This window comes from Microbacterium protaetiae (assembly GCF_004135285.1).
GTDB classification, from domain to species: domain Bacteria; phylum Actinomycetota; class Actinomycetes; order Actinomycetales; family Microbacteriaceae; genus Microbacterium; species Microbacterium protaetiae.
In genome coordinates, this window is sequence record NZ_CP035494.1 from 1,169,669 (window position 1) to 1,182,757 (window position 13,089).

15 protein-coding genes are annotated in these 13,089 nt (G+C 69.0%); 6 read left to right on the top strand and 9 right to left on the bottom strand.

Features of this window, described 5'->3' with window-relative positions:
* Nucleotides 1-4: 4 nt before the first annotated feature.
* The 4 genes from ET475_RS05365 to ET475_RS05380 all read right to left on the bottom strand — a co-directional run bounded on the left by ET475_RS05365 (nucleotide 5) and on the right by ET475_RS05380 (nucleotide 2,068).
* Entirely contained in the window at nucleotides 5-397 is a 393-nt protein-coding gene (locus tag ET475_RS05365) for a fluoride efflux transporter FluC (RefSeq protein WP_129386873.1), read from the bottom strand.
* Entirely contained in the window at nucleotides 394-843 is a 450-nt protein-coding gene (locus ET475_RS05370; protein WP_129393694.1) for a fluoride efflux transporter FluC, read from the bottom strand. Before ET475_RS05370 ends, ET475_RS05365 begins: the two co-directional genes overlap by 4 nt.
* The gene (locus ET475_RS05375) at nucleotides 840-1,340 is read right to left on the bottom strand and encodes a universal stress protein (protein WP_242497776.1); all 501 of its coding nucleotides are present in this window, start codon (nucleotides 1,338-1,340) and stop codon (nucleotides 840-842) included. The genes ET475_RS05370 and ET475_RS05375 overlap by 4 nt, the downstream gene beginning before the upstream one ends.
* A gap of 131 nt (nucleotides 1,341-1,471) precedes the next feature.
* Nucleotides 1,472-2,068, bottom strand: a complete 597-nt coding sequence (locus ET475_RS05380) for a TetR/AcrR family transcriptional regulator (protein WP_129386878.1) — start codon at nucleotides 2,066-2,068, stop codon at nucleotides 1,472-1,474.
* Nucleotides 2,069-2,169: 101 nt separating this feature from the next.
* Here ET475_RS05380 and ET475_RS05385 point away from each other — a divergent pair, with 101 nt between their 5' ends.
* From ET475_RS05385 to ET475_RS05395, 3 genes are read left to right on the top strand one after another with little or no spacing between them, the layout of a single operon-like run.
* The gene (locus tag ET475_RS05385) at nucleotides 2,170-2,766 is read left to right on the top strand and encodes a DUF6230 family protein (protein ID WP_129386880.1); all 597 of its coding nucleotides are present in this window, start codon (nucleotides 2,170-2,172) and stop codon (nucleotides 2,764-2,766) included.
* Complete coding sequence (locus tag ET475_RS05390) at nucleotides 2,757-3,218, top strand: DUF6114 domain-containing protein (RefSeq protein ID WP_242497777.1); 462 nt, start codon at nucleotides 2,757-2,759, stop codon at nucleotides 3,216-3,218. The genes ET475_RS05385 and ET475_RS05390 overlap by 10 nt, the downstream gene beginning before the upstream one ends.
* Nucleotides 3,215-4,000, top strand: coding sequence for a hypothetical protein (locus tag ET475_RS05395; RefSeq protein ID WP_242497778.1), 786 nt, complete (start codon nucleotides 3,215-3,217; stop codon nucleotides 3,998-4,000). The genes ET475_RS05390 and ET475_RS05395 overlap by 4 nt, the downstream gene beginning before the upstream one ends.
* 76 nt (nucleotides 4,001-4,076) lie before the next feature.
* On the opposite strand, the gene ET475_RS05400 is transcribed toward ET475_RS05395, so the two are convergent.
* The 3 genes from ET475_RS05400 to ET475_RS05410 all read right to left on the bottom strand — a co-directional run bounded on the left by ET475_RS05400 (nucleotide 4,077) and on the right by ET475_RS05410 (nucleotide 7,155).
* Nucleotides 4,077-4,703 (bottom strand): NADPH-dependent F420 reductase, encoded by a 627-nt coding sequence (locus ET475_RS05400; RefSeq protein WP_129386883.1) that lies wholly within the window; start codon nucleotides 4,701-4,703, stop codon nucleotides 4,077-4,079.
* Between the two features lie 134 nt (nucleotides 4,704-4,837).
* Nucleotides 4,838-5,866: an EamA family transporter gene (locus tag ET475_RS05405; RefSeq protein ID WP_242497779.1), complete on the bottom strand. Its 1,029-nt coding sequence runs from the start codon at nucleotides 5,864-5,866 to the stop codon at nucleotides 4,838-4,840.
* On the bottom strand, nucleotides 5,863-7,155 hold the full coding sequence (locus ET475_RS05410; RefSeq protein ID WP_129386886.1) for a serine hydrolase domain-containing protein: 1,293 nt from the start codon (nucleotides 7,153-7,155) through the stop codon (nucleotides 5,863-5,865). The genes ET475_RS05405 and ET475_RS05410 overlap by 4 nt, the downstream gene beginning before the upstream one ends.
* 101 nt (nucleotides 7,156-7,256) lie before the next feature.
* Between ET475_RS05410 and ET475_RS05415 the strand changes: the two genes are divergently transcribed.
* Together ET475_RS05415 and ET475_RS05420 are read left to right on the top strand one after the other, a co-directional pair.
* Nucleotides 7,257-7,562 (top strand): DUF2470 domain-containing protein, encoded by a 306-nt coding sequence (locus tag ET475_RS05415; protein ID WP_129386889.1) that lies wholly within the window; start codon nucleotides 7,257-7,259, stop codon nucleotides 7,560-7,562.
* Between the two features lie 81 nt (nucleotides 7,563-7,643).
* Complete coding sequence (locus tag ET475_RS05420; protein ID WP_129386892.1) at nucleotides 7,644-8,297, top strand: biliverdin-producing heme oxygenase; 654 nt, start codon at nucleotides 7,644-7,646, stop codon at nucleotides 8,295-8,297.
* Nucleotides 8,298-8,318: 21 nt separating this feature from the next.
* On the opposite strand, the gene ET475_RS05425 is transcribed toward ET475_RS05420, so the two are convergent.
* The gene (locus ET475_RS05425; protein WP_129393700.1) at nucleotides 8,319-9,686 is read right to left on the bottom strand and encodes an ATP-dependent DNA helicase; all 1,368 of its coding nucleotides are present in this window, start codon (nucleotides 9,684-9,686) and stop codon (nucleotides 8,319-8,321) included.
* A gap of 99 nt (nucleotides 9,687-9,785) precedes the next feature.
* Here ET475_RS05425 and ET475_RS05430 point away from each other — a divergent pair, with 99 nt between their 5' ends.
* Complete coding sequence (locus ET475_RS05430; RefSeq protein ID WP_242497780.1) at nucleotides 9,786-10,979, top strand: hypothetical protein; 1,194 nt, start codon at nucleotides 9,786-9,788, stop codon at nucleotides 10,977-10,979.
* Nucleotides 10,980-10,991: 12 nt separating this feature from the next.
* On the opposite strand, the gene ET475_RS05435 is transcribed toward ET475_RS05430, so the two are convergent.
* Complete coding sequence (locus tag ET475_RS05435) at nucleotides 10,992-12,998, bottom strand: bifunctional copper resistance protein CopD/cytochrome c oxidase assembly protein (RefSeq protein ID WP_129393704.1); 2,007 nt, start codon at nucleotides 12,996-12,998, stop codon at nucleotides 10,992-10,994.
* Nucleotides 12,999-13,089: the final 91 nt, after the last annotated feature.

A 13,089-nucleotide genomic window follows, 5' to 3' on the forward strand; every position in this document is an offset into this window, starting at 1 on the left:
TAAGTCAAAACCCGACGCCGCTGCCGGCCACCAGCCACCCGAGCCACAGGCCCAGGGCCGCCGCGCCCAGTGCGACCACCAGCATCCCGAACGCGTTGCCCACGGCGGCGCGCCAGCGCCCTTCCTGGGCGAGCCGCACCGTCTCGTAGCTGGCGGTCGAGAACGTCGTGTACCCACCGATCAAGCCGGTTCCGAGCACGACCGCCCACGGGCCGAGCCCCGCGCCCAGCGCCGTGACGAAGCCCAGCACGAGCGACCCTGACACGTTGATGACGGTCGTTCCCAGCGGATACGCCACACGCACGGCCCTCTTCATCGCCCCGTCGAGCACCATGCGGCACGCGGCGCCCACCCCGCCGGCGAGTGCAACAACCAGCGCGAGCCACACGCCCGTCACGAGTCAGGTTCCGCGACGCCGCGGGCACGTGAGCTGCGCGCGCCCAAGAGAATGCCGGCGATGGATGCCGCGGCTCCGACGAGCACTGTCGCCACGGCATACACGATCCCGGGCCAGACGTCCCCGGTCACGAACAACCCATCGGTGCCCACCGCGAAGGTCGAGTAGGTGGTGAACCCGCCCAGCACACCGGTGCCGGCGAACAGGCGCATGGCACGGCGGCGTCCGGCGTCGGGGCCCCCACGCGCGAGGAACTCCAACAGCCACCCCAGGATGAACGCCCCCACCACGTTGATGAGGAAGATGGGCCACGGCATCCCACCCCACTCGGGCAGGGTGATCGACAGCAGGTAGCGTGCGAGCGTACCCAGAAAGCCTCCGACCACGACCAGACCGACCGACGACCAACGCAGATGCACCGGGCGGGTCGTGGCCGAGGCGGTCACGCGACGTCCCACGGAAGGGGCTCGTCGTCGGCGATCGGCTTGAGCGGCACCACGAGCACCGGGCGATGCTGCCGATGGGCGAGGTGGCTGGCCACCGACCCCTGGAAGAACTCGCGCAAGGTCTCGCGCATGGATGCCTCACGGGTGCCGACCACGATGTATCGGGCGTTGACGACCTCGGCGAGGTGGCCGAGCGCGCGCCCGGGATCGCCCGCGAGTTCGCGGCCGGTCCACTCCACACCGCTGCCGGTGAGCACATCGTCGATGTGCCCGGCAAGCGACGCGTCGAACTCGCCCTCACGCTCGTCGGGCAGATCGGGGTCGATCGACCGGGTCAGCGCCGAGCCGTCGAGCCGCTCACCGACGGTGAACCGCTCGAGGTCGACGTGTGCACAGACGAGGTCGAGACCGAGGTCGCGTGCCAGGCGTGCTGCTTCGCGCAACACGGCATCGGGCAAGCCCTTCTGCACTCCGACGAGGATCGTGCCTTCGGTCATGGGGTCCTTCCTCATTCGCGCTCCTGTCTGGCCGCAGACGTGCGGCGATCAAGACAGGGACCGTTGTCGGCGGCGCCGAGGTTGTTCGCGGTGAGCCCCACCACCGCCTGAGTCCAGTGTGCCACAGCGGCTCAGTGCGCATGCCCGACGGCGGCGACCACGCCGCGCACGGTGCGCTCGAGAAAGCCGACGATCTCGTCGACGGGGTGGTCTGCCTCCACGGCCAGCTCGACGAGCACCTCTTCGGCGAAGCCCACCCAGGAGCGCACGGCCACGCGCAGCAGCTCGGTTTCGTCGGTGCCCAGTTCGAGGAAGACCTCCAGCAGCCGGCGTGCGTTCTCATCGCGCGACTGGTCGATGACCTCACGAATGGCGGGGTCGCCGCTGGCGACGCCGCGCACGAGCGAGTAGAAGGTGCCGCGGTGTTCGCGCACGAAGATGACGATGCGGGTGAGGGTGTCATGCAGCCGCTCGGGTGCGGCCAGTTCGGGCCGTGGCTCGCTTGCCCGCAGCAGACTGTCGCGCGCGGTGAGCACGACGTCGTGGTGCAGTCCCTGCCGCGAGCCGAAGTAATGGAAGACCAGCCCGCGTGACACGCCGGCCTGCACCGAGAGCTCGTCGATGGTGAGCTCATCAAGCGGGTGCTCGGCGAGGTAGTTGACGCCGAGGGCGACAAGTTGCGCGCGGCGCTCGTCGGGCGTCAGCCGGCGGCGGCGATCGGCGGACATGAAAGAAGACTAATCCCCGTTCTTATTGACTGGTGGTCAATAACTCTTAGGCTCGGTGGGGTGCGCAGCAACGATGCCGCGCCGTGATCCAGGAGGCCTCGATGTCGTTTCGTTCCTTCGCCCGCTCGCACACCGGGCGGGTCGTTCTCACCGCCGTCCCCGTCGCCGCCGCTGTCACACTGCTGACGACCGGGGTCGCCCAGGGTGCGGTGCCCGTCTCGTTCGCGGTGTCGGGCACGCAGTTTCAGATCAGCGCCTCGCAGCTGAACGGCACCGGGTTCTCGCAGTACGCGGGTGTCGCGCAAGACACCGAGGGAGCGAACCACGCCGTGGCGATCGCGAACATCAAGTCCGCGACCCTGACCGATCTGTGCCAGTCGGTCATCACCGACACCCCTCTGGGCAAGGTCGGGCTGCTCATCACCGCCGGCGGCGGAAAGACCCCGGCGACGGCATCCGATCTGCAGATCGGGATGACCGGGCTGAAGGGCGACTCCGAGTTCGGCGACATCCGCATCGGCGTCGACGCCTCCACCGTTAACACGAAGGCCAAGGGCGCCGCCGGCGACTTCGCCCAAGATGCCGACACGGTGAAGATCACCAACCTCGAGCAGACCGCCTGGAGCACGCAGGCCTCGGTGTTCACGCTCAGCGGGATGACGATGAAGCTGACGGACGGATCGAAGGGATGCTTCTGATTAGGACGCCGCAGCGCCGCCGTGACGCCGCGGCCCCGTCCGTGTGGAGCCGGTTCGGCGCCTGGCGTCGCCGCCGTCCCTTTATCGGCGGCGCACTGGTGGCACTCGCCGGCATCGAGATGTTCTTCTCGGGTCAGCTCGACATGGGCCACATCCACGTGCAGCTGGGCATCGAGGGCTTCCAGGCCACCGTCATCCCGATCGCCCTCGTGCTGCTCGGGCTGCTGGCGATCGCGATGCCCGCCCACCACGTGTTCTACGGCGTATTGGCGCTGGTGGTGGCGGTGTACTCCCTCATCGGGGTGAACCTCGGTGGTTTCGTGCTCGGAATGCTGCTGGGCTGCATCGGCGGCGTGCTGGTGGTGGCGTGGATGCCGCGGGCTGCCCGTGCGGCGGATGACGAGCGGGCGGCACACGAGGCGGACTCGGCGACGACGGGCACCGCCGCATGATGCGCCGCCGTACCACTGCGCTGGTCGGCGTGGCCGCCGTCGTGGGCAGCCTTGTGGCCGGGTCTTCTGTGGCCACGGCGGCTCCGGCATCCGCTCACATCTGCATCCCGATCATCTGGCCGTGCGATGATCCCGCGCCCTCCGACACCCCCAGCGCCACGCCCACCGCGACGGCGAGCGCCACGGCCGACCCCGGCGGCAGCGGCGGCGCGGGCGACGCGAACGGTGACGGCGCTCCCGGCGACGCCGACACGCGGGGCGACGACCCGGGCTCCGGCACCGCCCCGGATGACGCAGGCGACGACGGCGCCGGTGGCGCGAAGAATGCCGCCGACTCCGCGTCGTGGTCGATCGTGACGAACGACGACAGCGCCGTGTTCACCCAGCCTTCCGCACAGCTGGGCTCTCAGTCACTGTCATTCTCGGGGCTGAAGGGCATCGCCCTGGTCAAGGTCAAGCTGGCCGACGGTTCGCGCGTGACCGCTGTCCGGCTGCGGGCCGACACCATCACGATCAGCGGTTTCAGCCTGACCGTGCGCGCCGAGACCGGCCCCAAGCTCGTCACGACCGCCGACCAGATGACCCTGCGCGGCGATGTCAGCGTGTATGTCAACTCGTTGACAGCGACCACCCCGAGCGGAAAGTCGTTCACGCTCGGTGCCGACACCCCACCGCCGGCCGACGGCCTCACCCCGAAGCTGCTCCGGGTCACGCTGGGCCTTCTCGGCTCGACCGCCGACGAGATCAGCTACTCGAACACCGACCAGACCATGCACGAGTGACGGGGCGTCCGTCAGGCGATCTGGCGGGCGCCCCGTTCCGCGAACGCGCCCGCCCCGCGGACCGATCGCGGAAACGTCACTTCGGCTCGCCGACGTTGACGCCGAGCGAGAAGTCGAACCCCACGCCGTTGCGTGCCAAGTTGACCTCCAGCAGCCCGGCGCCTTCCAGCCAGCGCGCCATGTTCAGGCCACCGGCATCCCGCGGACGAAGCCCCAGGCTTGTGATGAACGCAGAAACGCTCGCCTTGGCCTGCGGGTCGTCGCCGGCCAGGAACACATCCACAGCGCGCCCCGAGGCCACGATGGGCTGGAACAGGGTGTTGAACCCCTTCACGACATGGGTGCTGGCAGGGGCTGCCTCGGCGATCAGCTGAGCTCCGGAGGTGTCATCGGGGACGACAAGACCCGTGACATCCGCGCTGAACGGGTTGGTGATGTCGATGACGATCTTGTCGGCCAGCGCGTCACCGTACTCGGTGACCACCGGCACAGCGGCGGGGAAGAGCACGGCGAGAATGACGATGTCTCCAGTCGGGGTGGCGCCCCAGGTTCCTGCCGTGGCACCGTCGCCGAGTGCCCGTGCCAGCGCCGCGGCCTTGCCCGGATCGCGGCCGAGGATCTCGACGGTGTTGCCGCCCTTGAGGGACGCAGCGCCGATCGCTTTGGCCATGTTCCCGGTGCCGATGATGCTGATGCTGCTCATGACGAACTCCTTTGCGGTGTCTTTCGGTGGACCGGCGAACATCCATCGCGAACGTCACGGTGAGGTGCGCCTCCGGTAAGGAGGTAGAACCGGAGGGGTGCCTCACCTATTCCGGCGATGATGAAGAATCCGACTCACGCCAGTGGTTGGGCGAAGGGTTCCTCGGGCTCGTCCGGCGGCTGAAGCATCTCGATCGGGCCGGTGAGCGGGCCGTTGAGCGCGGCCAGCGGACCGGTCGGGTCGGCCACCAGGGCACCGGGGGTCGCCAGCGGCCCGGTCGAGGCATCCGCGCTGGGATGCCGCGCCCCCGCCTCGGCGACTCCGGCGCGCACGGCGCCCACGCCGGCGGCCACCACCAGGGCGATCCCGACGAGTTCGAGTGCGGTCAGCCGCTGGCCGAGCAGCACAAAACCGGCCAGCACCGCGGTGGCCGGCGAGATGCTCATCAGAATCGCGAACGCCGAGGCGGGCAGCCGCCGCAGGGCGATGAGTTCGAGGGCATACGGAATGGTGCTCGACAGCAGCGCGACCGCCGCACCCAGCCCCAGCACCTCGGGGCGCACGAGCGCGGCCCCGGCGGCGACAATGCCGAAGGGCAGCGACAACAGTGCCCCGATGCTCATCGCAATCGCCAGGCCGTCGAGCTTGGCGAAACGCTGACCGACGCGTGCGGCGGCGAGAATGTAGAACGCCCAGCTCGCGGCCGCTCCCAGCGCGAACACGACGCCCAGCGGGTCGATGGCATCCCATCCGCCACCGCCCAGGCAGAGCACCCCCGCGAAGGCTATGACCGCCCACAGCCACGCCGAGGCCCGCCGGCTCGCGACGATCGAGAGCACGAGCGGGCCGAGCACTTCGATCGTCACCGTCACGCCGAGCGGCAACCGCTCCAGCGCAAGGTAGAAGAGTGAGTTCATGGTGGCCAGCACCACGCCGTAGCCCAGCACCGACAGCCAGTCGTCACGGCCGTGCCCGCGCAGGCGCGGCCGGGTGAGCGCGAGCAGGATCAGCGCCGAGAACACCAGTCGCAGCATGACCATCCCCAGGGGACCGACCCGGGGAAAGACCAGTACGGCGATCGCCGCACCGGCATCCATGCACAGCTCCCCCGCGACCACCAGGCCGGTCGCCCAGAACGCGCCGGAGCGCGCACTGCGGGTCACTTCTTCGCCGTGGTACAGATCGCCGCGTCAGCGATCGTCGTGTGGTATTGCTCGGCCGTCCACGGCAGCCCGACGGCCACCGCCTGTTCTCCGTCGGCGGCGGGCGTCTGCGCCGCGATGGCGGCCAGCTCACGGGCCAGGTCGACGACCACGCCCCGTCCGGCTGCGGAGTTGTTCAGCACGACGGCCACGGTCAGGCCGCTGGTGGGGTCGGAGAAGGCGCTGGTGAGGTACCCGCGCGTGGAACCGTACTGGCCGATGAGGGGGCCCGCCTCGACCACCCCACCCGAGGTGGTGAACCACGAGGGCGACCCCGACGAGAGGGGTAGGCCCTCGGTGAACCGGGTCTTGCTCTTCACCAGCGCCTGACTGGCGAGCGCCCGGGTATACGTGGCCAGGTCGCGGATGTCGGTGACCACACCCGAGTCGGTGAATCCGTAGCTGGCCGACTGCTCGGTGATCTCGGTCGCCTTGTCACACTGGTAGGCGCCCGATTTGGTCTTGGATGCGAAGTAGAACCCGCGCAGCGGCGTCGACGAGTCGACCACCGGCGCGGCCGACTGGTCGCCGGGCAGCGCGGTGTGCTCGAGCCCGAGCGGGTCGAAGATGCGCTTGTCGAACAGCTGCTGCGCGCTCTTGCCGCTGGCGCGCTCGAGCGCGAGCCCGAGCAGCAGATAGCCGGCGTCGGAGTCGCGAAAGGTGTTTCCGGGCTCGATGTCGCCGGAGACCTGACCCACGCCGTAGCCGACCAGCTCGCGGGGGTCCCACTCGCGCGCCGGGTTTGTCAGCGACTGCGCGCCCAGGATCCTGTTGTACGAGCCGATGCCGCTCGTGCTGTCGCACAGCTGCTCGAGCGTGATGTCGGTGTACTTCGGGATCCCCCCGACGTAGTCGGTGACCGAGTCGTCGAGCTGCACGGTTCCGTCGGCGGCCAGTTCATACAGTGCGTCACACGTCATCGCCCGGGTCACCGGACCCGCACGGAACGTCATGTCGTCGTCGACCGGGGTCTTGCTGCCCGGTGCCACGGTGCCCACACCGGCGACCCATGAGCCGCTCCAGGGCACCCACACCCCCACGATCGCACCCGAGGCGCCGGTGGCCGCCATTGCGTCGGTGACCGCGCTTTCGAGCTGCTTCTGCGTGTCGGTGGGCAGTTTCTGGTCGGGAGCGAGCGTGGCCAGACCTGCCACGGCGGGGTCGCCCGAGCACCCTGCTGCGCCAAGGGTGAGCGCGACGACGACCGCGGCCACTGCGGCCACGCGTCTGACTCCGGTGCGGATCGGCATCCTCACCCCCCGTGATCGTGCATAAGCATTCAAACACACCCGCAGGCCCTGTCTGGGCTTGAGCGGGGCTTGAGTGTCGCTGCGTTTCGTAGGCTTGCCACATGCCCCATCGTTTCGAAGCCGACGCCGTGACCGCCATCCTGAGCCACATGAACGGCGACCACACCGACGACAACCTCCTCATCGTGCGGGCCTTCGGCGTACCCGACGCCTTCTCTGCCCGCATGATCGGATTGGACGGCGATGCCGGCGAGTGGGAGGCGACCACGCCGGATGCCGCGACGCAGACGGTGCGCGTGCCGTGGCCGGACGGCCCGATCGCGGAGCGCCCGGCGGTGCGCAAGGCCGTCGTGCTCGTCTACCGCGAGGCGTGCGCCCGCCTCGGGCTCGAGCCGCGCTCGCACTGAGCGTCGCGCCACGGGCCGGCGCAGCATCCCGAATCCAGAAACTTAGCTTAGGCATGCCTTATCTTCAGCTATATTGAAGGCATGACCGATCCGATCTCCTTCTCCACCGCCCTGCGCGAGCGCTCCGGCGCTGCCCACTCCGGCAGCGAGCACTCCGGATTCATGGCCGACCTGCTGCGCGGCGAAGGCACGCGCGAGGACTACACGGCCCTGGTTGTGCAGCACTGGTACATCTACGCCGCGCTCGAGACCGCGACCGAGCGCATGCGCCACGACCCGATCGCGGCGCCGTTCATCAGCGACCGCCTCACCCGCATCCCGGCACTCGAAGCCGACCTCGAGTTCCTCATCGGGTCCGACTGGCGTGAGAGCATCGCCCCGCTGCCGACCACCCGCCGCTACGTCGAGCGCATCTCGCAGGTGGGCACTGTGTGGGCAGGCGGCTTCGTCGCTCACCACTACACGCGCTATCTCGGCGACCTGTCGGGCGGTCTGTACATCGGCAAGGTCATGAAGCGGCAATTCGGCTTCGAGACCAACGGCATCGGTTTCTACCTCTTCGATGACATCGCCGATCCGGCCGAGTTCAAGAACGTCTACCGCGAGCAGCTGGATGCCGCCCCCTGGGACGCCGTGGAGCGCGAGCGCGTCATCGACGAGGTGCTGCTGGCCTACCGCTTCAACACCGAACTGTTCGAAGACCTGGCTCGCGCCAAGGCCGAGCTCGTCGCCTGAGCGCGCCTCGGCGCCGCGGGATCAGGATGCCGCGACCCGCGCGCCGGCCATGAACCGCTGCACGTCGGGGTCGACCTGAATGTCGCGCGGCCGCAGCGGACGCGTGAGATAGAGGCCCTCCAGCGAGGTCAGCCGCGACAGTGCCACATATGTCTGGCCGGGTGCGAATGCACCCGAACCGAGGTCGATGATCGCGCGGTCGTACGTCTTTCCCTGTGACTTGTGGATCGTCACCGCCCACGCCAGCCGCAGCGGAAACTGCGTGAACTCCGCGGCGATGTCGCGAGTGAGCGCCTTGGTCTTCGGGTCATACGCGTAGCGGAACTTCTCCCACACCGTCGGCTCGACGTCATGCTCTTCGCCATCGACCTCGACGCGCACGGTATCGCCGGCGATGCGGGTCACCGTGCCGATGGTGCCGTTCACCCACCGCGGTGGCTCGCCGCGCGATGAGACGTCGTTGCGCAGAAACATCACCTGCGCGCCGATCTTCAGCTGCAGCTCGACGTCGGCGGGGTACGCGTCGCCCCGACCGAAGTCGCCGCTGATGTCGGCCATCGCCGTCTGCGCGCGCCCGGGCAGGGCGTTCAGGTGCCGCTGGTTGATGGCGTTGACCCGGTCGTTGCGCGTGGCCAGCGTGATGATCGGCGGCTCGCCCGCCTCGGGCTCGGGCGGCCGGCGGGCGCCGGTGTCGTTGAGCACCTGCGCGATATCGGCGGTCACCCGACCGTGCCGCACGGCGTTGAGCATCGCCTTGAACGCCGGGTCGGACTGCCGATGGATGTCGCGCAGCTCGCGAATATGCAGTTCGGCGCCGTAGTTGCCGACATCCAGCAGTCCGTCGGCGTCTGCACCCGACCCCGCCCACACGTGCGCGTCGAAGAACCAGAACGAGCGATAGTGGTCGTCGACGTACCGGCGCTCGTCGCCGCGCGGCGGCACCGGAGCCAGCTGGTAGGGATCGCCGAACATCACCACCTGCACGCCGCCGAACGGTTCGGCACGACGCCCGCGGGCAGTGCGCAGCGCACGGTCGACGGCATCCATCAGATCCGCGTTGACCATCGAGATCTCGTCGATCACGAGCGTGTCGATGGCGTTCAGCAGCTTGCGAGTGGCGTCGGACTGCGGTTCGTCCTTGGTGCCGATCAGGCCGATGGGCAACTTGAACAGCGAGTGGATCGTCTGCCCCTCGACGTTCAGCGCCGCCACCCCGGTCGGTGCGCACACGGCGATCTGCTTCTTCGTCGTCCAGGCCAGCTGCTGCAGCAGCGTCGATTTTCCGGTGCCCGCCCGTCCGGTGACGAAGACATGGTCGCGGGTGTCTTCGATGAGGCGGTACACCTCCTCCTGCTCGGCGGACAGGGCGGGGATGCTCACCCGATCCATGGTACGGCGATGGATGCCGCGGCCCGGCAGATTCTCCACAGGCTGTCGCTTTGCGCCATTCCCCAGGCTGCGCACGCCCGGTTTTCTTAGACTGGGTCCGTGGAGAAGGCGGCGCTGGACGCATCGACGCCCCCGGGCGCTTCCTCCGCCGCGCCCGCGGGCACGATTCCTCCCGTCCGCGAGGCCGGAGAGGGCGCACTCGGCGGGGACGCGACAGCCACCGCACAGGCGAGTCGCCCGGGCCCCGGCATCCCGCCCCGACGCACTCATCTCGCGCGCGATCTGACCGCCATCGTCGTGACCGTGGTGGTGTTGCTGGCCGCGCTGGGCACGGGTGGGTTCTTTCTCTATCGGGCGCTGTACAGCCCGTCGGCGTTCGTGCAGCACTATCTGTCGCTGCTGTCGACCGGGCACGCCGCCGATGCGCTGCACGTTCCAGGTGTGGCCATCGACCGGTCTCAGCTCGAGGCGGCCGGTCTGCCCAAGAACTCCTCCGAGGCGCTGCTGCGCCGCTCGGCGCTGTCGGCCCTGACCGATGTGCGCGTCGAGTCCGAGACCACGGCGGGAGACGTGACCCAGGTGACCGTGTCATATCTGGCCGGCCAGCGATACCCGGGCACGACGACATTCTCGGTGGAGCAGTCGGGATGGGCCGGTTTCGTTCCCACCTGGCGGTTCGCCCGCAGCCCGCTCGCGGTCATCGACCTCACGGTGCATGGGTCGATGTCGTTCCAGGTCAACAACTTCCGGCTCGACAAGCGTCAACTCGCCCTGGCCGGATCATCCGTTCAGGCCGCCGATGCCGTGCCGATGCTCGTCTTCTCGCCCGGGCTCTATTCGGTGCGCGTGGACACCACTATCTCGTACTCGGCAGGGGTCGCCGTGCTCTCGGACGCCCCACTGAAGAACGTGCCGGTGCAGGTGCAGACGACGCCGACCGACAAGTTCGTCGCCGTCGTGCAGGACCGCGTCGATGACTTCCTCGATCAGTGCGCCACGCAGCAGGTGCTGCAGCCGACCGGGTGCCCGTTCGGGTACGTCGTCGACAACCGCATCGCGGAGCCGCCGCAGTGGTCGATCGAGAAGACGCCCAAGGTCAGCGTCGTGCCCGACGGCGAGGGGTGGGCGATCCCAGAGACCAAGGGAGACGCGCACATCGTCGTCGACATCCAGTCGATCTACGACGGGTCGATCACGCACATCGACGAGGATGTTCCGTTCGCCATGGTCGGCACCATCGACATCGGCGCGAACGGCGCGGCCTCGATCCGGGTGAGCGAGCCCGGCGGCTGACGCTGCCCGTCGCTAAGACGAGCCCAGGTGCGCCTCGCGGTCGGCCGCGTGTGCATCGCGCTCGGCAAGGGCGGCCAGCCGCGCGTTGTATTCGACGAGCTCGGCGTCTCCGGTGCGGTCGGCATGCCGGTCGCGGCGCTTCTGCACGCGATCATCGTCGCGCGCCCACGAGATGCCGACGATCACCGCGAGGATGAGCGTCGGAATCTCGCCGACCGACCAGGCGATGCCGCCGCCGACATACTGATCGGCCAGCGGCGTGGCACCCCAGGTGCGCCCCATCGACCCGAACCACTCGGCCACCATGAGTCCGGAGTGCATCATGATCGTGATGCCGAAGAACGCGTGCGTGGCCATCACGAGGATCAGAATGACCAGCCGCAGGGCGTAGGGCAGCCGCGAAGGGACCGGATCGATGCCGATCAGCGACTGCACGAAAAGGTACCCCGAGATGAGAAAGTGCACGATCATCCACTCGTGCCCGAGATGGTCGTACATCGCCCAGCGCAGCAGATCGGAGAAATAGAACACCCACAGCGACGCGGCGAAGATCACCGCCGCCACGATCGGGTTGGTGATCACCCGCGCGAACGGACTGTGCACCGCCCACATGATCCACTCGCGTGCTCCGCGCGTGCCGTCGTGCCGCTTCTGAATGGCGCGCAGCGCCAGGGTCACCGGCGCCCCCGGCACCAAGAGCATCGGGATCGCCATGGTCAACAGCATGTGGCCCATCATGTGCACGCTGAACAGGTAGTCCTGGTAGGCGTTCAGCGGCCCGTTGGTGACCCACGCGAGAAGCACCAGGCCGAGAATCCAGAACACAGTGCGATAGATCGGCCATCGGTCGCCGCGTCGGTGCAGCCGCCACACCCCGGCAAGGTAGAAGAACGCACCGAACGCGCACAGCACCGCCCACAGCAGGTCGATGTCCCACTGGGTGAACCAGCGTGCCATCGTCAGCTCGGGGGGCAGGGGCGATCCGGTGAGGATCTCGGCCGGCGTCTCAGCCAACGGCACCTGAGCGCCCGCGGGCGGTGGGGTGCGGGCCAGGGCGACAGCGGCACCGCTCGCGATGCCCATGATCACCAGTTCGACGAGTACGAAACGCCAGAAACGGCGGGATGCCGCATCCTGCCGTACCTGGGAGATCAGGCGTGTGCGGTACACCGTGCCCAGCAGACCGAGCAGCACGAGGGCTGAAGCCTTCACCAGCACGAGCGTGCCATATCCCGAATCGAACAGGTCGTTCAGATCGCCCAGGCCGATGACAGCCCGCGCAACGCCCGAGACGGCGACCACGACGAAGGCCACGATGGCGATCGACGAGTAGCGCCCGAGCACATCGGCCATGCGGTCGCGGTCAAGCAGCGGACGCACGATGACCAGCAGCACCAGGCCGCCGACCCACACCGCGGCCCCCGCCATGTGCAGGACCATCGCCGTCACAGCGATGTTGTGCGACGCCAGGTCGCCGGAGTGGCCCTGGGTGGCCATCGGAATCAGCGCGGCCAGCGCCGCGATCGCCACCAGCAGGGTGCTCGTCCACCCGCGCACGGCGAAGGTCAGCACCGTCAGCACCGCGCCGGCCAGCGTTGTGATCAGCCAGGTCAGCCCGGCCTCGGTCGTGGTCAGCCAGGTGCCCAGCTGCCCGCCGAACGTGTTGTCGAGCCCCACCGTCGGGTTGAAGGTGAGGACGAAGGTGAGAAACCCGGTGGCGGCCGCGGCGACAGTGAAGATGGCGGCCGAGAGGGATGCCACGCTCAGCGCGAGTTCGAAGGGCTTCTCGTCGGCGCGCAGGGCGAACAGGGCGGTCACCAGCGTGCCGCAGAGCCCTGCCGCCGACAGGTTCACCACCATCGTGATCAGCGGCAGTCCCCAGCGCACGAAGGGCCCCGGGTCTCCCAGCGGCAGCGGCGCGGCGCCCCCGCCGTAGGCGAGCGCCCACAGCGCCGCAAGAAGCGCGGCCACGACGAGGAGCGCAGGCCCGGCCATGCGCAGCGCGCGGGCGGGTGCCATGCCTCCCGAGGCGACGCCTGCGGAAGCGGATGTGCGGGTCACCCCTCCAGCCTAAGCGGGTCGGGGACGGTGCAGCCGCCTCGGCAGAGCT